The sequence below is a fragment of the Pseudomonas sp. HMWF006 genome (assembly GCF_003061205.1).
Lineage (GTDB): Bacteria > Pseudomonadota > Gammaproteobacteria > Pseudomonadales > Pseudomonadaceae > Aquipseudomonas > Aquipseudomonas monsensis.
The window spans coordinates 6245-29606 of the sequence record NZ_QAIU01000416.1; the positions used below are offsets into that span (position 1 = coordinate 6245).

Here is a 23362-nt window from a genome sequence, read left to right on the forward strand (position 1 = left end):
CACACGGTACCGAACAGGCCGACGAACGGCGCTGTGGAACCGATGGTGGCGAGCACGCCGGTGCCGCTGCTCATGTTGCGACCGCAGGCGGCGACGAGACGTTCGAGACGGAAGCTGACGCGTTCCTTGATGCCTTCCTTTTCGCGGCTGTTGACCGACAGGCGCATCTCTTCGAGGGCGTCATGCACCAGCAGGTTGGCGAGGGTGCCTTCCTTCGCCGCCGTGGCGCTGGCTTCTTTAAGGGTGGCGGCTTTTTTCAGGGCGGCGATTTCGCCACGCAGACGACGCTTGGCGCCCATCAGCTCGAAGCCTTTGGCGATCCAGATGGTCCAGGTGATGATGGAAGCGATGGCCAGACCGATCATCACGATTTTCACGATAATGTCGGCGTTCTGGTACATGCCCCAAGGCGACAGGTCGTGGGCCATGCCCAGGGAGTTGTCGGCTTCGAGGACTTCAGGGACGTCGGCAGCATCGACAGCCTGCACCGGATCGGTAGCGGCCGGGGCAACCGGAGTGGCGGCAGGTGCGCTTTGCTCGGTGGCGGCTGGAGTGGCGGGAGCCTGAGCGTCAGCGAAAGCGGCGGTCGGTGCCAGCATCAGGCTGAGCAGCAGAGCCGCTACGGTGCTCCAGGCGCGAGGTCGATTGGTTGGCGAAGCGGAGGTTTGATTACGTGTCATGCTGGCCGGACCTGAGATAGAAAAACGTTGCTGCTCTTCCAGGCCTCGTGAGGCCGAGAACAAAAGTGGCGTGCATTATTGCAAGTAATTCTTGTTAACAAAAGTAATAGAGTATCTTTTTTTCCTCGATTGCTAGCCGTTCGTCCTTCGCCGGGGCTAGTCTGTTCCTTTCCGATGGGAGTTTTCTGATGTCCGCGCCTTCTGTTTTGATTGCCGGTTGTGGTGATGTCGGCAGTCGTCTGGCTACGCAATTGTTGAACGCCGGCTGGGAGGTTCATGGCCTGCGCCGCAACATTTCGCGCCTGCCCGACGGCGTGATCGGCGTCGCGGGTGACCTGTTCAGTGAAGATTGCCCGGCGACCTGGCCGGTGGGTGCGGTGGATTACCTGGTGTATTGCGCAGCCGCCACCGATCACGACGAGGCCGGTTATCGCGCGGCTTACGTCCAGGGTTTGCAGAACGTGCTGAGTTGGTTGGGCGACTATGGTCAGGTGCCGGAGCGGCTGATTTTTGTTTCGAGCAGCAGTGTTTATGGCCAGCAGAATGGCGAATGGGTGGACGAGCATTCCGCAACGCTTGCGACCGGTTACTCGGGGCGATTGATGCTCGAAGCCGAGCAAGTGGCGCTCAGCAGTGGCATTCCGGCCAGCGTCCTGCGCCTGACCGGCATCTACGGCCCGGGCCGTGAGTGGCTGTTGACTCAGGTGCGTCGCGGTTATCGCGTGGCGGTCGAGCCGCCGCTGTATGGCAATCGGATTCACGCTGACGACGCGGCCGGATTGCTAGCGTTCCTGTTGGAGAAGGATCGGCAGGGCGTGAAACTCGAGGATTTCTACATCGGCGTCGACGATGCCCCGGCACCGTTGGCCGAGGTGGTGGGCTGGCTGCGTGATTATCTTGGGGTTACCGAATGGGCGGAAGACGCCAGCGTGCGTCGCACCGGCAGCAAGCGCTGCAGCAATGCCCGGGCCAAAGCGTTGGGCTGGACGCCGACGTATCCGACTTATCGCGAGGGCTATGCCGCGATTCTTGAAGGTAAATGCTGACATCTAAGCACCACACACGACTGTGGGAGCGGGCTTGCCCGCGATGGCGGCTTGGCAGTCAACTAAAGTGTTGAGTCTGTTGGCCTCATCGCGGGCAAGCCCGCTCCCACAGGATTATGTGTTGCTCCCAGGTGCGGTTACTGCTTTTCGAGCAACCACTTGCGCTCACCGGGGGTGAACTGCGGCATTTCATCCGCCAATGCAGTGTTCACTGCCTGGAAAATCTCCAGTGCCCTGCCTTTGCGGGCAAAGATCCAGTTGTTGCCCTGGCCGTTGAGTTGCAGCCACATGCTGTCGTGGTCGCTGTTCATCGAAGCGCAGTCGCCCGCCAGGCATAGCGCATAGCGGTCAGCGCCGGGCAGGCCGGAAACCTGGCCGTCAGCCTGGAACTGCACGGTGTTGCCTTCGCCGTCGCCACTGGCAATCTTCCAGCTGCCGCCCAGATACGCTGAATACAGTGCGCGTTCGAAGCTGGCGCCGATTGGCGCGCCTTCCGGCACCGGGATTTGCGCACGGTCGAACAATTGGTCGGGCTCGTTCTCGGTGGCCGCTTGTTTCATCCGGCCGCCGTCGCGTTTCAGCTCACTGCTGGAGCTGCCATAGAAGTCGACTTTCCAGGCGCCGGACTGTTCGCCCTGCAGCCGTCCTTCGACGTTCTCGAAACCGTTGGTGTAGCGGGCCTGGCCGGCCTTGGTGTTGATGTCCCACTCAAGGTTCGGGCCGTAAGCCTGAAGCGCTTCGCGCAGGGGGCCGCCCTTGGCAGCGGCATCGATCGCCACCTGATTGATCCAGGTGCCGCTGATGTCACGGTCGGCAGGGTTGCTGGCGCAGCCGCCGAGGAAAATGGCGAGCAGCGGGAGAGCTAGCGCTTTGCGCATGGTGGAATCCTTTCAAAACCTTTTCTTGCTGAGCAGTCGGCGCGGCGTATCAGGCCGCGCCGTGCGCATCACTCGATGACCAGAATGGCATCCATTTCAACCTGCGCACCCTTTGGCAGGGCTGCAACGCCGATGGCGGCGCGGGCCGGGTATGGCTGGTCGAAGTACTTGCCCATGATCTCGTTGACCTTGGCGAAGTGGCTCAGGTCGGTGAGGAAGATGTTCAGCTTGACGATGTCCTTGAACGAACCGCCAGCGGCTTCAGCCACGGCTTTGAGGTTCTCGAACACCTGGACGGTCTGGGCTTCGAAGCCCTCAACCAGTTCCATGGTTTTTGGGTCCAGAGGAATCTGACCCGACATGTAGACGGTGTTGCCGGCCTTGATCGCCTGGGAGTAGGTACCGATGGCGGCTGGGGCCTTGTCGCTGGTGATAACGGTCTTGGTCATGTATGACTCCTTGTTAGGTGTGAGTTATGCACGCATGCGGGTGATGCGAATGACCCCGGTCAGGGCGCGCAGCTTCTTGATCACGCGGGCCAGGTGCACACGGTCGTGGACGCTGACCACCAGTTGCACGACGCTGATGCGACCATCGCGTTCGTCCATGCTGATTTTTTCGATATTGCCGTCGGCCGCGTTGACGCTGCTGGCCAGCAGGGCGATCAGACCGCGCTGGTGCTCCAGTTCGACGCGCAGTTCGACGTTGAATTCGCCGGTGACATCCTTGGCCCACGAGAGCTGGATGCATTTTTCCGGGTTGTGTCTGATTTCGCTGATGTTGCGGCAGTTGTCCAGGTGCACGACCATGCCTTTGCCTGCCGACAGATGGCCGACAATCGGGTCGCCCGGGATCGGTGTGCAGCACTTGGCGTAGCTCAGAACCAGGCCTTCGGTGCCGCGAATAGCCAGCGGACCTTCCGGGCTCGGCAGTTGCTCGCCTTCGCCGAGCAGGCGGCGGGCGACCACGTAGGCCATGCGATTGCCCAGGCCGATGTCTTCAAGCAGATCTTCGATCAGTTCGAGACGGTACTCGGCGAGCATCGCCTTGACGCGCTCGGCGTGGATCTTCTCCAGCGAACTGTCGAAGCCGTTGAGCACCTTGTTCAGCAGGCGCTCGCCGAGGCTGATGGATTCGGAGCGGCGTTGCAGTTTCAGCGCATGGCGGATGTGCGTGCGCGCCTTGCCGGTGACCACGAAGTTGAGCCACGCCGGATTCGGCCGTGCGCCCGGTGCGCTGACGATCTCGACCGTGGAGCCGCTTTGCAGCGGTTCGGACAGCGGCGCGAGACGACGGTTGATCCGGCAGGCGATGCAACTGTTGCCGACGTCGGTGTGCACCGCGTAGGCAAAGTCGACTGCCGTGGAGCCTTTCGGTAGCTCCATGATCCGGCCTTTTGGCGTGAACACGTAGACCTCGTCCGGGAACAGGTCGATCTTCACGCTTTCGATGAATTCCAGCGAGTTGCCGGCACGTTGCTGCATCTCCAGCACGCCTTTGACCCACTGACGGGCGCGGGCATGGGTGCCTTTGGGCTGCTCGTCACCACTGGACTTGTACAGCCAATGGGCAGCGATGCCGTTGTTGGCCATCTCTTCCATTTCGCGGGTGCGGATCTGGATCTCGATCGGCACGCCGTGCATGCCGAACAGCGTGGTGTGCAGCGACTGATAGCCGTTGGCTTTGGGGATCGCGATGTAATCCTTGAAGCGCCCCGGCAACGGTTTGTACAAATTATGTACAGCGCCTAGTACGCGGTAGCAGGTATCGACCTTGTCGACGATGATCCGGAACGCATAGACGTCCATGATCTCGTTGAAGGCCCGACGCTTGCCGCGCATTTTCTTGTAGATGCCGTAGAGGTGTTTCTGACGACCGCTGACTTCGCCCTGGATGCCGTCGATAGCGAGGCAGTGGCCGAGGGATTCTTCGATCTTGTTGACGATTTCCTTGCGGTTGCCCCGGGCGCGCTTGACCGCCTGGTAGATCCGCGCGGAACGCATCGGGTGCATGGCCTTGAAGCCGAGGTCTTCGAATTCGATACGAATGGCGTGCATGCCCAGCCGGTTGGCAATGGGCGCGTAGATCTCGAGGGTTTCCTTGGCGATGCGCCGGCGCTTTTCGCCGGACAGCACTTCCAGCGTGCGCATGTTGTGCAGGCGGTCGGCGAGTTTGACCAGGATCACGCGAATGTCGCGCGCCATGGCCATGGCCATTTTCTGGAAGTTTTCGGCCTGGGCCTCGGCCTTGGTCTCGAAGTTCATCTGGGTCAGTTTGCTGACCCCGTCGACCAGTTCGGCCACGGTTTCACCGAACTGCGCTTGCAGCGCTTCCTTGGCGATACCGGTGTCTTCGATCACGTCATGCAGCATCGCGGCCATCAGGCTCTGATGGTCCATGTGCATGTCGGCAAGGATATTCGCCACCGCAAGAGGATGCGTGACGTACGCCTCGCCGCTGCGACGGCGCTGACCGTCATGGGCTTGTTCGGCGTAGAAATACGCTCGGCGGACCAGGTTGACCTGGTCATTGCCGAGGTAGGTCGATAAGCGATCGGCGAGGGCGTCTATGCTCGGCATGATGACTCCTGCCGTAGGCTGTGTTCCCGCGCCGTGCTACGTCGACCAGGCATAGGCTTAGACGGCCTCGTTGGACTCGTCCTCGAACGCGGCGAAGACCGGGTCTTCATGGACAATTTCCTGCTCGGCGATGAACTCGTAGCTCATCAGGCCTTCAGCGATTTCACGCAGGGCGACAACGGTCGGCTTGTCGTTTTCCCACTGGACCAGTGGCTCTTTGCCGCCGGTGGCCAGTTGACGGGCACGCTTGGTGGACAGCATGACCAGTTCAAAACGGTTTTCCACGTGGTTCAGGCAGTCTTCAACGGTTACGCGGGCCATGGTATTCCTCGGAGCGAATGCAATTTGCGCGCTGCCCGGGTGGGCGAGCGGACTGAGCAGTTTAAAAAATCACCAGCGATTAGGGAAGCGCTGATTTTTTGACCAGACCCTTCAACGCGCTGCAAGCACCAATGTAAAGCCCTTGCAGCAGTTTTGGGAAGTGCTGTTTCAGCCCAGCAGTTCGGCCAGTAACTTGCCGAAACGCACCTGTTGGCGCTTCTGTTGCAGCTGATTGGCGCGGAAAATCGCTTTCAGGTCGTCCAGCGCGTGGGCGAAATCGTCGTTGATGATCAGGTAGTCGTACTCGACGTAATGGCTCATCTCGCTGACGGCTTCACGCATCCGGCCGTCGATGATCTCGTCGCTGTCCTGGCCACGATTGGTCAGGCGCTGGTGCAGGGCCTGCAGCGATGGCGGCAGAATGAAAATCGAGCGTGCCTGCGGCATCAGCTTGCGCACTTGCTCGGCGCCTTGCCAGTCGATTTCCAGGATCAGGTCGTGACCTTCGTCCAGTGTCTGCTGCAGGCGGCTTTGCGAGGTGCCGTAGAAGTTGCCGAAGACTTCGGCGCGCTCAAGGAAGTCGCCGTGTTCGCCCATCTTCACGAACTCTTCGCGGGTCACGAAGTGATAGTTCACGCCGTCCACTTCACCCGGGCGCATGGCGCGGGTGGTGTGGGAGATCGACACGCGAATCTCCGGGTTGGCGTCGGTCAAAGCCTTGACCAGACTGCTCTTGCCCGCGCCCGATGGCGCGGAAATGATGTACAGGGTGCCGGTGTTGTGGGTCATGTCGGGGTAGCCTTACTCAATATTCTGCACTTGTTCGCGCATCTGCTCGATCAACACCTTGAGGTTGACGGCGGCTTGGGTGCTGCGCGGGTCGAAGGCCTTGGAGCCCAGTGTGTTGGCTTCGCGGTTGAGTTCCTGCATCAGGAAGTCCAGGCGGCGTCCGGCCGCGCCGCCGGATTTGAGCACCCGGCGCACTTCGATGATGTGGGTGCTCAGGCGATCCAGCTCTTCGGCTACGTCGCTCTTTTGCGCGAGGATGACCATTTCCTGTTCCAGACGCTGCGGATCCAGTTCGGCCTTCATGTCGGCGAAGCGGTCGAGGACTTTCTGGCGCTGGGTGGCGAGCATCTGCGGTACCAGTTCACGCAGGGTCACGACGTCTTCTTCAATAGACGTCAGGCGCTCGTTGATCAGTCGCGCCAGCTCCGCGCCTTCACGCTCGCGGCCGGCTTTCAGTTCTTTCAGACCTTGATTGAACAGGCCCAGCGCCTCGGCATTCAGCGCCTGCGGATCGGTGGCGTCAGCTACCAGAACGCCCGGCCAGGCCAACACTTCCAGTGGATTCAGTGCGGCAGGATTCTTGATCAGGCCGGCGACTGTCTCGGCGGCGGCGACCAGTTGCGCAGCGCGCTCGCGGTCGACTTGCAACGGCTTGCCGGTGCTTTCTTCGGTGAAGCGCAGGGTGCATTCCAGTTTGCCCCGCGACAGGCCCTGACGCAGCGCTTCACGCACAGCGCCTTCGAGGTCGCGAAACGACTCCGGCAGGCGCAGGTGTGGTTCCAGATAGCGGCTGTTGACCGAGCGCAGCTCCCAGCTCAGGGTACCCTGGACGCCGGCTTTCTCGACGCGGGCGAAGGCGGTCATGCTGTGCACCATGGCGGTGACCTCGCAATGCAGATCGGCGCGAAACGTCAGTTCCGCAGGCTCGATATGAATGAATTAAAGCCGACTGGCAGCAAAGGCGCAGGATTGTAGCGCAGTGCGGCGAATGCGCCCAAACACACGGTGTGACAAAGGGCTGCAGGCCGTCGGTTATGCGTGTTCTAGCGCCTTCGGTCGTCACCCGGAATTTTTAACGAGTGCTCAGGTGCGGTGCAGCGCTCTATAATGCTCGGCAGTTTTCCGTCCCCAGTACAGGTATTCCCTATGAAACGTCCAAGTGGTCGCGCTGCCGATCAGCTCCGCTCGATCCGCATTACCCGCAACTACACCAAACACGCCGAGGGATCCGTACTGGTCGAATTCGGTGATACCAAGGTCATCTGCACCGTCAGCGTCGAAAACGGCGTGCCGCGTTTCCTCAAGGGCCAGGGCCAGGGCTGGCTGACTGCCGAATACGGCATGCTGCCGCGTGCGACCGGCGAGCGTAACCAGCGCGAAGCGAGCCGTGGCAAGCAGGGCGGTCGTACTCTGGAAATCCAGCGTCTGATCGGCCGTTCCCTGCGCGCTGCACTGGACATGTCCAAGCTGGGCGACGTGACCCTGTACGTCGATTGCGACGTGATTCAGGCTGACGGCGGCACCCGCACCGCTTCCATCACGGGTGCCATGGTTGCGCTGGTCGATGCACTGAAAGTGATCAAGAAGCGTGGCGGCCTGAAGGGCGGCGACCCGCTCAAGCAAATGATCGGCGCAGTGTCGGTCGGCATGTATCAGGGCGAGCCAGTGCTGGACCTGGACTATCTTGAAGATTCCGCTGCCGAGACCGACCTCAACGTCGTGATGACCAGCACCGGTGGCTTCATCGAGGTGCAGGGCACTGCCGAAGGTGCACCGTTCCAGCCTGAAGACCTGAACGCCATGCTGGAACTGGCCAAGAAAGGCATGAACGAAATCTTCGAACTGCAACAGGCGGCATTGGCCGACTGAGCAGGTTCGTAACCCGCAAGGAGGACGCGATGAGTGATGAGCAAGAGTTGCTGCCCAAACCGAGCCAGGAGGTTCGTCAATGGGCGATGTTTTGTCACTTGTCCGCCTTGCTGGGCATCTGGATTCCGTTCGGTAACCTGATCGGGCCGTTGATCCTGTGGCAGATGAAGCGCGAAACCGATCCGTTCATCGATGCCCAGGGCAAGGAAGCGCTGAACTTTCAGATCACCGTGGCGATTGCTGCAGCGATCTGTCTGCTGCTGATGGTGTTGATCATCGGCTTCTTCCTGCTGGGCCTGTTGGCCATTGGCGCACTGGTGCTGACGATCATTGCCGGGGTGAAGGCCAATGACGGGTTCCCGTATCGCTACCCGTTCACTTGGCGATTGATCAAGTAATAACCAATTGCGGTTTTTCCTGTGGGAGCGGGCTTGCTCGCGAAGGCGGTGGATCATTCAGCATGAGTGTTGGCTGACACCACGCCATCGCGAGCAGGCTCACTCTTACAGAAAGCAAAAACCAGCGCGCACAAAAAAGCCGACAGCGATGTCGGCTTTTTTGCATCCACGAATCGACGCTTAGATGGTCAGCGTCCAGTCGTAGTCGACGATCAGCGGCGCGTGCTGCGAGAACCGTGGCTGACGCGGCAGGCGTGCACTGCGTACAAAGCGGCGCAGGCCCGGAGTCAGGATCTGGTAGTCGAAACGCCAGCCCAGATTGAGCATCTCGGCCTGTTCGTTGTCCGGCCACCAGCTGTACTGGTCGCCTTCGCGGCTGACTTCGCGCAGGGCATCGACATAACCCATGTTGCCGACAATCTCGTCCATCCAGGCCCGTTCCGGCGCCAGGAAGCCCGGGGATTGCTGGCTGTCGCGCCAGTTCTTGATGTCGAGCTTCTGCTGCGCAACATACAGCGAGCCACAATAAATGTACTCGCGACGTTTGCGCCGCTGTTTGTCCAGGTACTTGCCGAAGTCGTCCATGAGCTTGAACTTCTGGTTCAAGTCCTCATCGCCGTTCATCCCCGAAGGAAGCAGCAAGGTGGCAATACTGACTTTGTCGAAATCTGCTTGCAGGTAGCGCCCGTAGCGGTCGGCCGTCTCGAAACCGAGACCGCTGATGACAGCCTTCGGTTGCAACCGCGAATACAAAGCCACGCCACCTTGGGCAGGGACTTCAGCATCGCAGGCATAAAGGAAGTAGCCATCCAGTTGGAAGGCTGGGTCATCCAGTTCAAAGGCGGAGGCACGGGTGTCCTGCAGGCAGATGACGTCGGCATTCTGTGCTTGCAGCCAACTGAGCAAACCACGCTCGACTGCAGCCTGAATACCATTGACGTTCACACTGATGATCCGCATAAATGGCCCCAAAAATCGCGTGCGTGTATGATACACGGCGTCAAGCTAATTAGCTAAATCCGTGGTATTTGGGGTTTTTTTCATGCAAGCGTATCAGCGCGATTTCATTCGTTTTGCCATCGATCGCGGCGTTTTGCGCTTCGGTGAGTTCACCCTGAAGTCCGGGCGCACCAGTCCTTACTTCTTCAACGCCGGCCTGTTCAACTCGGGTTCGGCCCTGGCGCAGCTGGGGCGTTTCTACGCGGCAGCCATTGCCGAAAGCGGCATTTCTTTCGATGTACTGTTCGGCCCGGCCTATAAAGGCATTCCGCTGGCGGCCACCACCGCTGTCGCGCTGGCCGAGCACCACAACCGTGATCTGCCTTGGTGCTTCAACCGCAAGGAAGCCAAGGCCCACGGCGAAGGTGGCAGCCTGGTCGGCGCGCCGCTGACCGGCGATGTGCTGATCATCGACGACGTAATCACTGCCGGCACCGCGATCCGCGAAGTGATGCAGATCATCGCCTCCCAGGACGGCGCCAAGGCCGCCGGCGTGCTGATCGCCCTCAATCGTCAGGAGCGTGGCAACGGTGAGTTGTCGGCCATTCAGGAAGTCGAGCGCGATTTCGGTATCCCGGTGATCAGCATTGTTTCGCTGAATCAGGTGCTGGAGTTCCTCGCTGACGATCCGCAGCTCAAGCAGCATCTGCCAGCCGTGGAAGCCTATCGCGCCCAGTTCGGCGTCTGACCGACTGGTGCAAAACCTGTGGGAGCGAGCTTGCTCGCGAATGCGGTGATTCAGCTTGCATCAATGTTGAATGTGCCGCCGTCTTCGCGAGCAAGCTCGCTCCCACAAAGTTTGCGATGATAAAAAAGACCCCGCTCAGCCAGGCTGAGCGGGGTCTTTTGGTTTCCGCGACGGCTTACGGACGCTTGCGATTGCTGATCAGCGTGCCCACACCAGTGTCGGTGAAGATTTCCAGCAGGATCGCGTTCGGTACGCGACCGTCGATGATCAGCGAGCTGCCGACACCGCCCTGAACCGCTTCCAGCGCGCAACGGATCTTCGGCAGCATGCCGCCGTAGATCGTGCCGTCGGCGATCAGGTCGTCGACCTGCTGGGTGCTCAGGCCGGTCAGGACGGTGCCCGACTTGTCCATCAGGCCGGCGATGTTGGTCAGCAGCATCAGCTTCTCGGCTTTCAGCGCCTCGGCAACTTTACCGGCCACCAAGTCGGCGTTGATGTTGTACGACTCGCCGTTCTCACCCACGCCGATTGGCGCGATCACCGGGATGAAATTGCCTTTTACCAGCAGGTTCAGCAGTTCTGTGTTGATCCCGACCACTTCGCCTACCTGGCCGATGTCGATGATTTCCGGCTGGGTCATCTCCGGGGTCTGACGGGTGACCGTCAGTTTCTTCGCACGAATCAGCCCGGCGTCTTTACCGGTCAAGCCGATGGCGCTGCCGCCGTGACGGTTGATCAGGTTGACGATGCTTTTGTTGACCTGGCCGCCGAGGACCATTTCCACCACGTCCATGGTCGCGGCGTCGGTAACGCGCATGCCGTCGACGAAATGGCTTTCGATCGACAGGCGCTTGAGCAGATCACCGATCTGCGGGCCGCCGCCGTGAACCACGACCGGGTTGATGCCCACGGCCTTCATCAAGACGATGTCGCGGGCGAAGCCGGTTTTCAGCTCCTCGCTTTCCATCGCGTTGCCGCCGTATTTGATCACCAGGGTCTTGCCGACATAACGTCGGATGTAAGGCAGCGCTTCGGACAGGACCTGGGCGGTGTGGGCGGCGGCTTCGCGTTCGAGGGTCATTCAGGGCTCCGGGTGAATCAGAACGGTAGTTGGAGATCAGGTGCAACGCGTTTCAGTTGGGCGTGGAACACATCCTTGATGCGCTGCAATTCAGCCTCGTCATCGGCCTCGAAGCGCAGCACCAGCACCGGTGTGGTGTTGGACGCGCGCACCAGGCCCCAGCCTTTGGCGTAATCGACTCGCACGCCGTCGATGGTGGTCAGGTCAGCGCCTGCGCCCCATTGTGCGTCGTGCAGTGCATCAATGATGCTGAATTTGCTCTCTTCGGTCACATGGATATTGATTTCCGGCGTAGAAATATCATTCGGAAAGGTCGCAAACAGCTCCTCCGCGGTGGATTTTTCCTTGCTGAGGATCTCCAGCAGCCGCGCGGCGCTATAGATACCGTCGTCGAAACCGAACCAGCGCTCCTTGAAGAAGATGTGCCCGCTCATCTCACCGGCCAATAGAGCACCGGATTGTTTCATTTTCTTTTTGATCAACGAATGACCCGTCTTCCACATTAGCGGACGACCACCGTACTCCTTGATCAGCGGCACCAGGCGGCGGGTGCATTTGACGTCGAAGATGATTTCCGCGTCCGGGTTGCGCGCCACCACGTCGCGGGCGAACAGCATCAGCAGGCGGTCCGGATAGACGATGCTGCCGGTGTTGGTCACCACACCGACACGGTCACCGTCGCCATCGAAGGCGAGGCCGATATCGGCGTTGGTTTCCTTGACCTTGGCGATCAGGTCGACGAGGTTTTCAGGCTTGCCCGGGTCCGGGTGGTGGTTGGGGAAGTTGCCGTCGACTTCGCAGAATAGCGGGATGACTTCGCAGTTCAGCGCTTCGATCAGTTGCGGGGCGATCACCCCGGCTGCGCCGTTGCCGCAGTCGACCACGACTTTCATGCGCCGGGCCAGTTTGATGTCCTGGACGATTTCGGTGGTGTAGCGGTCGAGGATTTCGACCCGCGTGACGCTGCCCTGGCCGCTGGTCAGGTCATTGCTCTTGATGCGCTCGTGCAGCACCTGGATCTGCTCGTTGGCGAGGGTGTCGCCGGCGATCACGATCTTGAAGCCGTTGTAGTTCGACGGGTTGTGGCTGCCGGTGAGCATCACTCCGGACTTGCCGGCCAGCACGTTGGCCGCGTAATACAGCGCTGGCGTCGGCACCAGGCCGACATCGCTGACGTGGCAGCCGCTCTCGGCGATACCGCGGATCAGCTCGGCCACCAGTTCCGGGCCGGACAGGCGGCCATCGCGGCCGACCGACACGTTCGGTTCGCCCTGGGCCAGGCTCTGCGAGCCGATGGCGCGGCCGATCCAGTAAGCGGTTTCGGCATTGAGGAATTCCGGCACGGTGCCGCGAATGTCATAGGCGCGGAAAATGCTGTCGGGCAGCTTCGGGGCAATCTTGGCTGGGGTGCTCATCTGCACAAATGCTCCATCTCGAAAGTGGCGGGACAGACCGACGATTCACTCGGCGGCAGGCTCAAACTGAAGGGTATGACGGCGTTTTCCACAGAGAGTTCGTGGTGTGAAAGAGCCATGACGCCTCAGCTGGCGTGGCTTGTGGCCGACAAAACCCTGGTTTTCGGTGCTAAAACCTGCTGCAAAAGTTGCGCAAATTTTGTGGCGTTACTTGGTGCCGGTATGGCCGAAACCGCCCGCGCCGCGCTCGGTTTCGACGAACTCTTCCACCATTTCGAAGTGCGCCTGGACCACCGGCACCAGCACCAGTTGCGCCAGACGTTCGCCAACGGTCATGGTGAAATCGCTCTGGCCACGGTTCCAGCAGGACACCATCAGCGGGCCCTGGTAATCCGAGTCGATCAGGCCGACGAGGTTGCCCAGCACGATGCCGTGCTTATGGCCCATCCCCGAGCGCGGTAGGATCAGCGCGGCGAGGTTCGGGTCGCCGATGTAAACCGACAGACCGGTAGGGATCAGCACGGTTTCACCCGGCTTGATCACGATGTCCTCTTGCAGCATGGCGCGCAGGTCGAGGCCGGCGGAGCCCGGGGTGGCGTATTGCGGCAGCGGGAATTCAGTACCGATGCGTGGGTCGAGGATCTTGGCTTGCAAAGCGTGCATGGAAATTAAACCTGGTTCAGACGTTCGGCGATAAAAGTGACCAGTTGGCGAGCGATCTTGCTCTTGCTGGTCTGGGCGAAAACCGTGGCGTGCAGCGCACGGTCAATTACGCTGCAGGCGTTTTCTTCGCTGTTGAAACCGATGCTCGGATTGGCGACGTCGTTGGCGACGATCAAATCGAGATTCTTGTCCTTGAGCTTGCGTGCAGCGTAGTCGAGCAGGTGTTCGGTCTCGGCGGCGAAGCCGACACTGAACGGACGATCGGGACGGGTCGCAATGGTGGCGAGGATGTCGGGGTTGCGCACCATTTGCAGGACGAAGCCGTCGCCGCTTGTAGGGTCTTTCTTGAGTTTTTGCGGGGCAACGACTTCCGGACGGTAGTCCGCGACCGCTGCCGAGGCGATGAACACGTCGCAAGGGATGGCCGACTCACACGCGGCGAGCATGTCGCGGGCACTGACCACGTCGATACGCGTCACGCGATCCGGCGTCGGCAGGTGTACCGGGCCGCTGATCAGGGTCACGCGGGCGCCGGCTTCCACCGCGGCTTCGGCGAGGGCAAAGCCCATTTTGCCGGAGCTGTGGTTGGTGATGTAGCGCACCGGGTCGATGTTTTCCTGGGTCGGGCCGGCAGTGATCACGACGTGCTTGCCGGTCAGTGCCTGGCGCTGGAAGCAGTCTGCCGCGCACTGCGCCAGATCGGTGGCTTCCATCATCCGGCCCATGCCGACGTCGCCGCAGGCCTGGCTGCCCGAGGCCGGGCCGAAGGTCTTCAGGCCGCGGCTTGCGAGGATTTGCAGGTTGGCCTGGGTCGCCGGGTCGCGCCACATCGCCTGATTCATTGCTGGCGCGACTGCCACAACGGCGTCGGTGGCCAGCACCAATGTGGTCAGCAAATCGTTGGCGATGCCTTGGGCCAGGCGGGCGATCAGGTCGGCGGTGGCCGGGGCGATCAGCACCAGATCGGCCCACTTGGCCAGCTCGATGTGGCCCATCGCGGCTTCTGCGGCCGGGTCGAGCAAATCGAGGTGAACCGGGTGCCCGGACAAGGCCTGCATGGTCAGCGGGGTGATGAACTCAGCGCCGCCATGGGTCATGACCACGCGCACTTCGGCGCCCTGGTCGATCAGGCGGCGAACCAGATCGGCGCTCTTGTAGGCCGCAATGCCGCCGCCGACGCCCAGAACGATGCGTTTCCGATACAGCCGCTGCATAGGTCTGCCTTTCATTTCGTGGGTGACATACGTGGCGAACCCCCCTCCCCAGGGTGAATTCGCCCGCAAAAAAGATGGGCTACGATATCACAGCGACCGCTACGGAACAGCGGCGCCCACAGACAAGGAATGTGTATGAGTATTCGCGATTGGCCTGCGGCGGAACGGCCGCGGGAGAAGCTGCTTGAACAGGGATCGGGAAGCCTTTCCGATGCTGAATTGCTGGCGATTTTTCTACGTACCGGGGTGTCCGGTAAAAGCGCGGTGGATCTGGCTCGACACCTTTTGAGCCAATTCGGCAGCCTGCGGGTTTTGCTCGAAGCCGATCTTGCGACGTTCAGCGAGCAATTGGGCCTGGGGCCGGCAAAGTTCGCCCAGCTGCAAGCGGTGCTGGAGATGGGGCGCCGACACCTGGCTGAGCGAATGCGCAAGAAGCCGGCGCTGGAGAGTCCTCAGGTGGTCCGCGATTACCTCAAATCCATGCTGCGGCATGAGCCGCACGAGGTGTTTGGATGCCTGTTTCTCGACTCCAAGCATCAAGTGCTGACCTTCGAGGCGCTGTTTCGCGGCTCGATCGACAACACCAGCGTGCACCCTCGGGAGGTTGTGAAGCGCGCGTTGGCCAATAACGCGGCGGCGGTGATTCTCTGTCACAACCACCCGTCGGGGAACAGCGATCCCAGTCAGGCGGATCGCCAGCTGACCAAGCGTTTGCAGAAGGCTCTGGAATTGATTGATGTGCGAGTGCTGGATCACTTCATCGTGGGCGAAGGCGAGCCACTGTCCATGGCGGAGTGCGGCTGGATGTAACTCTCGGGAACGATGCAAATCCGTGTGGGAGCGAGCTTGCTCGCGAAGGCGTCGTGTCAGTCAGCATCACGTTTACTGACAGACCGCTTTCGCGAGCAAGCTCGCTCCCACAGGTTTGATTGCATCCACAGGGTTTCGTGTCGGGCAGGTTATTTCAGGTTGACCTTGGAGTAGTCCTGCCGGCCGAACGGGCTGACCGAATAACCTTGCACATCCTTGCGCGTCAGCGCGAAAGCGGTCGGGTGTGCCAGTGGCAACCACAGCGCCTGTTGCTGAATCTGCGTCTGCGCCTGCTCATACAGCTTGGTGCGCACGCCTTGCTCGCTGGTGGTCTTGCCGGCGCTGATCAGCTTGTCCAGATCGGCGTTGCAGTAGCGCGCGAAGTTGGTGCCCGATTTGACCGCCGCGCAGGAAAACTGCGGCGTGAGGAAGTTGTCCGGATCGCCGTTATCGCCGGCCCAGCCCATGAACAACAGGTCATGCTCGCCCGCCTTGGCGCGGCGAATCAGTTCGCCCCACTCGATCACGCGGATTTCCGCTTGAATGCCGATCTCGGCCAGGTCCGATTGCAACAGCTGGGCGCCGAGGCTCGGGTTCGGATTGAGCAGACTGCCCGACGGACGCGTCCAGATCGTGGTCTGGAATCCGTCCTTCAAACCGGCCTTGGCCAGCAGTGCCTTGGCTTTTGCCACATCGTGTGGATAGCCCGGCAGGTTCTTCGCGTAGCTCCAGGTATTCGGCGGGTACGGGCCGTTGGCGGGTTCGGCGGTGTCTTCGAACACGGCTTTGATGTAGTTGGCCTTATCGAACGCAAGGTTGATTGCCTGGCGCACTTCTGGTTTGTCCAGCGGCGGGTGCTGGCTGTTGATGCCGACGAAAGCGGTCATGAACGCGTCAGTCTTTTCCACTTTCAAGGTCGGCTCTTTCAGCGCGGCCTGTACGTCCAGTGGCTTTGGTGACAGGGCGATCTGACACTCGTTACGCCGCAGCTTTTGCAGGCGCACATTGGCATCCGGCGTGATCGCGAAGATCAGCGGATCCACTGCAGGCTTGCCGCCGAAGTAATCCGGGTTGGCCTTGTAGCGGATCGACGCATCTTTCTGAAACCGGGTGAACACGAACGGACCGGTGCCGATTGGCTGGCTGTTGAGCTTGTCCGTGGCGTTGGCCTTGAGCAGCTTGTCGGCGTATTCGGCGGAATAGATCGAGGCGAAACCCATGCTCAGGGTGGCGAGGAAGGTCGAATCCGGGTGGTCGAGAGTGAAGCGCACGGTCAGCGGATCCAGTGCGTCGATTTTCTTGATCAGCGCCGGCAACTGCATCGACTGCGCATGCGGGAAGCCGCTTTGCGCGACCTTGTGCCATGGATTGGCCGGATCGAGCATGCGGTCGAAGCTGAATTTGACGTCTTCGGCGGTCAGCTCGCGGGTCGGTTTGAAGTATTCGGTCGTATGAAACTTCACCTGTGGACGCAGTTTGAAGACATACGACAGCCCGTCGGTGCTGACTTCCCAGCTGTCGGCCAGGCTCGGGACCACTTTGCCGCTGGCGGTATCGAAGTCCACCAGGCGGTTCATCAGCACATCGGCCGAGGCGTTGGTGGTGGTCAGCGAGTTGTATTGCACCACGTCGAACCCTTCCGGGCTGGCCTCGGTACAGACGCTCAGGGCAGCGGCCTGGGCCAGAGGGCTCAGCAGGAGCGGGGCGAGCAACAGGGGTAGGGCAGCGAGGCGCATGGTCGGTTTCCTTTTACAGATCGAAGGCCCATCTGCAAGTGCAGTCTGGAAAAGGCCTACCCTAGAGGTCGCGATTGCAAATGACTATCCCCTTTTTGCATTTTTGGGGCAGGGCTTATGCAATTTCGACTGTCTGCTGGCGCCTGCAAAGGCGTGATACCCTTCGCGGCCGGTTTTCTGCGACGAGCGGTAAAAGGCGACGGCGGCCTTTGTGTAAAGCGCTCGCAGCCCGAATTTGCGCCTTTTTGCTGATTGATTGCACACCGATTGTTGTTGCTCCCCGGTCTTTCTGGTATAAAGCAGCGCTCTTTTCTAGGGGCCCGGTTCCTTCACTGTAGGTGTAGCCGGTAAGACCTCTAAAGAAACGCGGCGCCTGGCGCCAAATGACTGAGAGATTAAGCGGCCAACCCATGCCGGGTTGGGCATGTGGTTTTAGAGGGCTGAGGCATGTCTAGAGTATGTCAAGTTACCGGTAAGGGTCCGGTAACCGGGAATAACATTTCCCACGCAAACAACAAAACCCGTCGTCGTTTCCTGCCGAACCTGCAGCATCACCGCTTCTGGGTTGAAGAAGAGAAACGTTTTGTGCGTCTGCGCGTATCTGCCAAAGGCATGCGTATCATCGACAAGCGTGGCATCACTGTCGTGCTCGCCGAACTTCGCCGCGATGGCAAGATTTAAGGGAGCTAATCATGCGTGAATTGATTCGTTTGATCTCGAGCGCCGGTACTGGTCACTTCTACACTACCGACAAGAACAAGCGTACTACCCCGGACAAAATCGAGATCAAGAAATATGATCCGGTTGTTCGCAAGCACGTGATCTACAAGGAAGGCAAAATCAAGTAATTGATTTTTCCGGACTTACAAAAAAGGCCCGTATCTCACGATACGGGCCTTTTTTGTTGCCTCGGGTTTCTGTGGTTTCTGGCCTGGCCTCATCGCTGGCAAGCCAGCTCCCACAGTGATCGCTGGTGTTCACAAAATTTGTATTCACCGCAAAGCCTGTGGGAGCTGGCTTGCCAGCGATAGGGCCGGATCAGTCAGCGACAATCTCAAGCCTTCTGTTCAAAGATCACATAGATCTTGCGGCAAGCCTCAAGCACTTCCCAGGTTCCACGAAACCCTGCCGGAATCACGAAGCGATCGCCCACGCGCAAGGTCTTGGCATTGCCATCGCTGTCTCGCAGCACCGAAACCCCCTGGAGGATTTCGCAGTATTCATGCTCGGTGTAATTCACTGTCCACTGACCGACCGCACCTTCCCACACACCGACATTCATTTGCCCGCAAGGGCTGTCGTATTGATTGAACACCGCTTGCTCGGGATCACCCTTGAGCACTTTGGCCGGGTCCGGGCGATAGCGTTCGGCTTCGCTGCTGGTCAGGCTGATGTCGACGACGTTCTGGATGTTCATTGTTGTTTTCTCCCGTGATGACGGCGCGGTGGTTGGAAAGGGCCAGAGTCTATGTTTATTAAATTGAACACCGCAAGGCCGTATAGCCGGCTTATGTCAAATATATTGAAACAACCCCGGCCGCTGGTTTAGGGTGGCGGGTGCCTTGGGCCGAAAAGCAGGCTGGCCGGGCAGCATTCCTGAAGACGACCGCGAAGACCGCGGCGCTCTATTCAACAAGAGGAGGACACTCGAATGACCACCCTGACTCGTGCCGACTGGGAACAACGCGCCCGCGACCTGAAAATCGAAGGCCGCGCCTACCTCAATGGTGAATACACCGACGCCGTCTCCGGCGAGACTTTCGAGTGCATCAGTCCGGTCGATGGCCGTCTGCTGGGCAAGATCGCCAGCTGTGACGCCGCTGACGCTCAGCGCGCCGTGGGAAATGCCCGCGCCACCTTCAATTCCGGTGTCTGGTCGCGCCTGGCGCCGACCAAACGCAAAGCTACCATGATTCGTTTTGCCGGCCTGCTCAAACAGCACGCCGAAGAGCTGGCCCTGCTCGAAACCCTCGACATGGGCAAGCCAATCAGCGATTCGCTGTACATCGACGTGCCGGGTGCTGCGCAAGCGCTGAGCTGGAGCGGTGAGGCGATCGACAAGATCTACGACGAAGTCGCCGCCACGCCGCATGACCAACTGGGTCTGGTGACCCGCGAGCCGGTGGGCGTGGTCGGCGCCATCGTGCCGTGGAACTTCCCGCTGATGATGGCCTGCTGGAAACTCGGCCCGGCGCTGTCCACCGGTAACTCGGTGATCCTCAAGCCGTCGGAAAAATCCCCGCTGACCGCCATCCGTATCGCTGCGCTCGCGGTAGAAGCCGGCATTCCGAAAGGCGTGCTCAACGTGCTGCCGGGTTACGGCCACACCGTCGGCAAGGCGCTGGCGCTGCACAATGACGTCGACACCCTGGTGTTCACCGGTTCGACCAAGATCGCCAAGCAACTGATGATCTACTCCGGCGAGTCGAACATGAAGCGCGTGTGGCTGGAAGCTGGTGGCAAGAGCCCGAACATCGTGTTTGCCGACGCACCGGACCTGCAAGCCGCTGCCGAATCCGCCGCCAGCGCCATCGCCTTCAACCAGGGCGAAGTCTGCACCGCCGGTTCGCGTCTACTGGTCGAGCGTTCGATCAAGGACAAATTCCTGCCGATGGTGATCGAGGCGCTGAAAGCCTGGAAACCGGGCAATCCACTGGACCCGGCGACCAACGTCGGGGCGCTGGTCGACACCCAGCAGATGAACACCGTGCTGTCGTACATCGAGTCCGGCCACACCGACGGCGCCAAACTGGTGGCCGGCGGCAAGCGCATTCTTCAGGAAACCGGTGGCACCTACGTCGAGCCGACGATTTTCGACGGCGTGAGCAACGCGATGAAGATCGCCCAGGAAGAAATCTTCGGCCCGGTGCTGTCGGTCATTGCGTTCGACACCGCCGAAGAAGCGATTCAGATCGCCAACGACACGCCGTATGGCCTGGCCGCTGCGGTGTGGACCCAGGACATCTCCAAGGCCCACCTGACCGCCAAGGCCCTGCGTGCCGGCAGTGTGTGGGTCAACCAGTACGACGGCGGCGACATGACTGCGCCGTTCGGCGGCTTCAAGCAATCGGGTAACGGTCGTGACAAGTCGCTGCACGCGTTCGACAAGTACACCGAGCTGAAAGCGACGTGGATCAAGCTGTAAGCCTTTAGCGGGAGCCTGGCTCGTTCAGGCTTCCGAACTACAGAGACCCCCCTGTGGGAGCAAGCTTTTGTGGTGAGGGGATTCATCCCCGATCGGCTGCGAAGCAGTCGCAAAACCAGTGCATGCAAGGGTGCAGGTTTTGAGGTCGCTGCGCGACCTGTCGGGGATGAATCCCCTCGCCACAGGGTTTGCTCCCACATTGGTTTTGTGGTGCAGATAAAAATAATCCACAGGAGCGTGGACCATGCGTTGGGCGACGTATTTCGCCGTGTTGGCGTCTGTCTTGAGTGTCGGCCTGGCCCTGGGGGTCAGCATGCCGCTGGTGTCGTTGCGCCTGGAGGGCTGGGGCTATGGCTCCTTCGCCATCGGCGTGATGGCGGCAATGCCGGCGATCGGCGTGTTGCTGGGGGCGAAGATTTCCAGTCATCTGGCAGCACGTTTCGGCACGGCGAACCTGATGCGTCTGTGCCTGTGGGCCGGAGCACTGTCAATCGGCTTGCTGGCGTTGCTGCCGAGTTATCCAGTGTGGCTGGTGCTGCGCCTGATGATCGGGGTGATCCTGACCATCGTGTTCATCCTCGGCGAGAGCTGGATCAATCAACTGGTCGTGGAAAACTGGCGTGGTCGCCTCGTCGCTCTGTATGGCAGCAGCTATGCGCTGAGCCAACTGTCTGGTCCGTTGCTGCTGGGCGCGCTCGGCACTGAACACGATTATGGGTTCTGGGTCGGTGTCGGGCTGCTGACGGTTTCGCCTTTTCTGTTGATGGGCCGCAGCGGTGCGCCGAGCAGCGAAGCCAGCAGTGTGACCTTCGGCGACCTGTGGGGTTTTGCCCGCGAGTTGCCGGCGATTGCCTGGGCAGTCTCGTTGTTCGCCGCGTTCGAGGCGATGATCCTGACGCTGCTGCCGGTGTATTGCCTGCAACAAGGCTTCAGCGCCGAGATCGCGCTGGCAATGGTCAGCACGGTGGTGGTCGGCGACGCGCTGTTGCAACTGCCGATTGGCGCGCTGGCAGACTATCTGTCGCGGCGCACATTGTTCACCGGCTGCGCAGTGGTCCTGATGCTGTCGAGCCTGGCGATCCCCATGCTGATCGACACGCTGTTGATCTGGCCATTGTGGGTGCTGTTCGGTGCCAGCGCCGGTGGGTTGTTCACTTTGTCACTGATCCTGATCGGCGAGCGTTATCGCGACGATGCGCTGGTGCGGGCCAATGCGCACATTGCGCAGCTGTGGGGTGTCGGTTGTCTGATCGGGCCGTTGATGGCGGGGGCGGGCAGTCAGTGGATCAGCGGGCATGCGTTGCCGTTGTTGATGGCGGCGGGGGCGTTCGGGCTGGTGATTCTGTTGATGCGCCAAGGTGCGTTTGGCACCGTGTCTGAACCTGCCTGACTTGATTCCGATCCGAGTAATGAAAGTGTGGTGCGAGGGTTCGCTAAATCCCCTCGCCACAAAAGCCCGTCACAGCATTGACCTGTGTTTGTTTACAGCATCCGTTCAAGACCCACCGTGGTGCTGAACCATGCATTGAAGCGCCGCCACCAGCTCCCCGGTTCCTCGGTCAGCGTGTGCAGCTGGCCGTTGTCCTCGGTCACCCAGACGAGCTTGCCATCCTGCAGTTTCGCCTGATAACTCAGCGCTGGCGCCATGCCTTGCAAGGCCAGTTCGCGCACGTGCTCGGCCAGTTCCGGGCTGTCCACCAGCACGCCGACTTCAGTGTTCCACAGCACCGAACGCGGATCGAAGTTGAACGAGCCGATAAACGCTTTGCGCCGGTCGAAAATCATCGCCTTGCTGTGCAGGCTGGAATCCGACCCCCGAAACGACTTGCTGTAGAACAGGTGCGGGCCGCTGCCATAGTTATCCCCAGGCTGGCGACGCAGTTCATACAGTTTCACCCCGTGTTCCAGCAGCGCCTTGCGGTACGGCGCGTAACCGCCGTGCACCGCCGGCACGTCGGTGGCTTCCAGCGCATTGGTCAGCAGGCTCACCGCGACCCCGGCGTCGGCGCGTCCGGTGAGGTACACCAGGCCCGGCTGGCCGGGCACGAAGTACGCCGAAATCATGATCAGCTCTTTGTTGACGCCTCTCAGCTCCGGCGCCAGTTGCGTGGTCAGCAGCAGTTGCGGGTCCGGCTCGTTCTTGGCCAGCACCTTGCTCGGTGCGTCCCACAGTGCCTGGTTCCAGGCCCAGATCAATTCCTTGCGCCAGATGTCCAGGCGCGGTGCGGTCTTGAACGTCATCAGCTGTTGGTACAGCGCGTGATTCTGTTTGCGGGTTTCATCCAGTGACTCTTCCAGGCGCGTGCGGGTGTTCTGCAAGTCCTTGGCGGTCGGTTTGCTGGAGAGGAATTCGTCGATCGGCTTGCTCAGCGCGCTGTTCCAGTACTGATCGAAACTGTGTCCGAGCTGCTCGGCCACCGGGCCGACGCTGAGCATGTCGATGTCGGTGAAATTCAGGTTCGGCTCGGCGTCGAAATACTCGTCGCCCAGGTTGCGCCCGCCGACGATGGCCACGCTGTTGTCCGCCAGCCACAGCTTGTTGTGCATGCGCCGGTGTTGCAGCGACAGGTTGAACAGGCGCCCGGCGGCGCGGGTGACGCCGGTGCTGCGGCCCAGGTGCAATGGGTTGAACAGGCGGATCTGGATCTGTGGATGCGCCGCGAGGGTGGCGATGAGCGTGTCGAGACCGTCGCTGGTGGTGTCGTCGAGCAGGATGCGCACGCGCACGCCACGGTCGGCGGCCTTGAGCAGTTCTTCCACGAGCATCCGCGTGCTGACGCCGTCATGGACGATGTAGTACTGCAAGTCGAGGCTGGTTTGTGCCTGGCGAATCAGCTCGGCGCGGGCGGTGAAGGCCTCAGTGCTGTTGGACAGCAGGCGAAACCCGGAGCGCCCCTGATAGGGCGCGGCCTGGGCCTGAATCGAGCGGCCGAAACTGGAGTTCGACGCCGGCAAGGCCTGGCTCGGTTCACGCGGCACATCGAGGCTGGCGCAGCCGCTCAGGAGCGAGGCGAGCATCAGCAAAGCGAGTAGGGGCTGTCTGAAGCTCAC

General features: G+C 60.7%; 22 protein-coding genes and 2 pseudogenes. 9 read left to right on the forward strand and 15 right to left on the reverse strand.

All coding sequences use genetic code 11. The features are described 5' to 3' along the window. Positions 1-680, reverse strand: a pseudogene (locus tag DBR24_RS17135) (MotA/TolQ/ExbB proton channel family protein); the annotation flags it as partial. A gap of 188 nt (positions 681-868) precedes the next feature. Here DBR24_RS17135 and DBR24_RS17140 point away from each other — a divergent pair. Beyond that, positions 869-1726, forward strand: coding sequence for an SDR family oxidoreductase (locus tag DBR24_RS17140; protein ID WP_128615336.1), 858 nt, complete (start codon positions 869-871; stop codon positions 1724-1726). 137 nt (positions 1727-1863) lie between these two features. Here the strand turns inward: DBR24_RS17140 and DBR24_RS17150 are convergent, their stop codons facing one another. From DBR24_RS17150 to DBR24_RS17175, 6 genes are all read right to left on the reverse strand, one after another. Next, positions 1864-2604 (reverse strand): hypothetical protein, encoded by a 741-nt coding sequence (locus tag DBR24_RS17150; protein WP_128615337.1) that lies wholly within the window; start codon positions 2602-2604, stop codon positions 1864-1866. Between the two features lie 68 nt (positions 2605-2672). Continuing rightward, positions 2673-3053 carry a RidA family protein gene (locus tag DBR24_RS17155; protein WP_014340863.1) on the reverse strand — a complete coding sequence of 127 codons (381 nt, stop codon included), beginning with the start codon at positions 3051-3053 and terminating at the stop codon, positions 2673-2675. Between the two features lie 24 nt (positions 3054-3077). Next, complete coding sequence (spoT, locus tag DBR24_RS17160; protein WP_123469862.1) at positions 3078-5183, reverse strand: bifunctional GTP diphosphokinase/guanosine-3',5'-bis pyrophosphate 3'-pyrophosphohydrolase; 2106 nt, start codon at positions 5181-5183, stop codon at positions 3078-3080. Positions 5184-5240: 57 nt separating this feature from the next. Beyond that, positions 5241-5504, reverse strand: coding sequence for a DNA-directed RNA polymerase subunit omega (rpoZ, locus tag DBR24_RS17165; protein WP_123469860.1), 264 nt, complete (start codon positions 5502-5504; stop codon positions 5241-5243). A gap of 168 nt (positions 5505-5672) precedes the next feature. Continuing rightward, on the reverse strand, positions 5673-6293 hold the full coding sequence (gene gmk, locus DBR24_RS17170; protein ID WP_123469858.1) for a guanylate kinase: 621 nt from the start codon (positions 6291-6293) through the stop codon (positions 5673-5675). A 12-nt stretch (positions 6294-6305) separates the two neighbouring features. Further along, positions 6306-7169: a YicC/YloC family endoribonuclease gene (locus DBR24_RS17175; protein WP_123469856.1), complete on the reverse strand. Its 864-nt coding sequence runs from the start codon at positions 7167-7169 to the stop codon at positions 6306-6308. A 270-nt stretch (positions 7170-7439) separates the two neighbouring features. On the opposite strand from DBR24_RS17175, the gene rph reads away from it, so the two are divergent. Together rph and DBR24_RS17185 are read left to right on the forward strand one after the other, a co-directional pair. Then, positions 7440-8162, forward strand: coding sequence for a ribonuclease PH (gene rph, locus DBR24_RS17180; protein WP_123469854.1), 723 nt, complete (start codon positions 7440-7442; stop codon positions 8160-8162). A 29-nt stretch (positions 8163-8191) separates the two neighbouring features. Next, entirely contained in the window at positions 8192-8560 is a 369-nt protein-coding gene (locus DBR24_RS17185) for a DUF4870 domain-containing protein (RefSeq protein ID WP_025112709.1), read from the forward strand. Positions 8561-8740: 180 nt separating this feature from the next. Here DBR24_RS17185 and DBR24_RS17190 read toward each other — a convergent pair whose 3' ends face one another. Continuing rightward, the gene (locus tag DBR24_RS17190; RefSeq protein ID WP_007920349.1) at positions 8741-9520 is read right to left on the reverse strand and encodes an exodeoxyribonuclease III; all 780 of its coding nucleotides are present in this window, start codon (positions 9518-9520) and stop codon (positions 8741-8743) included. A gap of 82 nt (positions 9521-9602) precedes the next feature. On the opposite strand from DBR24_RS17190, the gene pyrE reads away from it, so the two are divergent. Next, complete coding sequence (gene pyrE / locus DBR24_RS17195; protein WP_095057652.1) at positions 9603-10247, forward strand: orotate phosphoribosyltransferase; 645 nt, start codon at positions 9603-9605, stop codon at positions 10245-10247. 175 nt (positions 10248-10422) lie between these two features. On the opposite strand, the gene argB is transcribed toward pyrE, so the two are convergent. From argB to coaBC, 4 genes and pseudogenes are all read right to left on the reverse strand, one after another. Next, a complete protein-coding gene (gene argB, locus DBR24_RS17200) occupies positions 10423-11328 on the reverse strand; it encodes an acetylglutamate kinase (protein ID WP_003229488.1) in 906 nt (301 codons plus the stop codon). Between the two features lie 17 nt (positions 11329-11345). Continuing rightward, positions 11346-12722 (reverse strand): annotated as a pseudogene (locus tag DBR24_RS17205) (phosphomannomutase/phosphoglucomutase); the annotation flags it as partial. 228 nt (positions 12723-12950) lie between these two features. Next, positions 12951-13406, reverse strand: a complete 456-nt coding sequence (dut, locus tag DBR24_RS17210; protein WP_123469848.1) for a dUTP diphosphatase — start codon at positions 13404-13406, stop codon at positions 12951-12953. A gap of 5 nt (positions 13407-13411) precedes the next feature. Next, on the reverse strand, positions 13412-14620 hold the full coding sequence (gene coaBC / locus DBR24_RS17215; RefSeq protein WP_128615338.1) for a bifunctional phosphopantothenoylcysteine decarboxylase/phosphopantothenate--cysteine ligase CoaBC: 1209 nt from the start codon (positions 14618-14620) through the stop codon (positions 13412-13414). Positions 14621-14755: 135 nt separating this feature from the next. On the opposite strand from coaBC, the gene radC reads away from it, so the two are divergent. Continuing rightward, positions 14756-15430, forward strand: coding sequence for a DNA repair protein RadC (gene radC / locus DBR24_RS17220; RefSeq protein ID WP_123469846.1), 675 nt, complete (start codon positions 14756-14758; stop codon positions 15428-15430). Between the two features lie 149 nt (positions 15431-15579). Here the strand turns inward: radC and DBR24_RS17225 are convergent, their stop codons facing one another. After that, positions 15580-17166, reverse strand: coding sequence for an ABC transporter substrate-binding protein (locus DBR24_RS17225; RefSeq protein ID WP_128615339.1), 1587 nt, complete (start codon positions 17164-17166; stop codon positions 15580-15582). 447 nt (positions 17167-17613) lie between these two features. On the opposite strand from DBR24_RS17225, the gene rpmB reads away from it, so the two are divergent. Beyond that, the gene (gene rpmB, locus DBR24_RS17230; protein ID WP_007920377.1) at positions 17614-17847 is read left to right on the forward strand and encodes a 50S ribosomal protein L28; all 234 of its coding nucleotides are present in this window, start codon (positions 17614-17616) and stop codon (positions 17845-17847) included. A gap of 11 nt (positions 17848-17858) precedes the next feature. Then, positions 17859-18014 carry a 50S ribosomal protein L33 gene (gene rpmG / locus DBR24_RS17235; RefSeq protein ID WP_003177274.1) on the forward strand — a complete coding sequence of 52 codons (156 nt, stop codon included), beginning with the start codon at positions 17859-17861 and terminating at the stop codon, positions 18012-18014. 206 nt (positions 18015-18220) lie between these two features. Here rpmG and DBR24_RS17240 read toward each other — a convergent pair whose 3' ends face one another. Then, positions 18221-18583 carry a cupin domain-containing protein gene (locus DBR24_RS17240; RefSeq protein ID WP_123469842.1) on the reverse strand — a complete coding sequence of 121 codons (363 nt, stop codon included), beginning with the start codon at positions 18581-18583 and terminating at the stop codon, positions 18221-18223. Positions 18584-18817: 234 nt separating this feature from the next. Here DBR24_RS17240 and DBR24_RS17245 point away from each other — a divergent pair, with 234 nt between their 5' ends. Then, positions 18818-20311: an aldehyde dehydrogenase gene (locus tag DBR24_RS17245; protein ID WP_128615340.1), complete on the forward strand. Its 1494-nt coding sequence runs from the start codon at positions 18818-18820 to the stop codon at positions 20309-20311. Between the two features lie 244 nt (positions 20312-20555). Then, positions 20556-21701: an MFS transporter gene (locus DBR24_RS17250; protein WP_123469840.1), complete on the forward strand. Its 1146-nt coding sequence runs from the start codon at positions 20556-20558 to the stop codon at positions 21699-21701. Between the two features lie 92 nt (positions 21702-21793). Here DBR24_RS17250 and DBR24_RS17255 read toward each other — a convergent pair whose 3' ends face one another. Further along, positions 21794-23362 (reverse strand): phospholipase D family protein, encoded by a 1569-nt coding sequence (locus DBR24_RS17255; RefSeq protein ID WP_128615341.1) that lies wholly within the window; start codon positions 23360-23362, stop codon positions 21794-21796.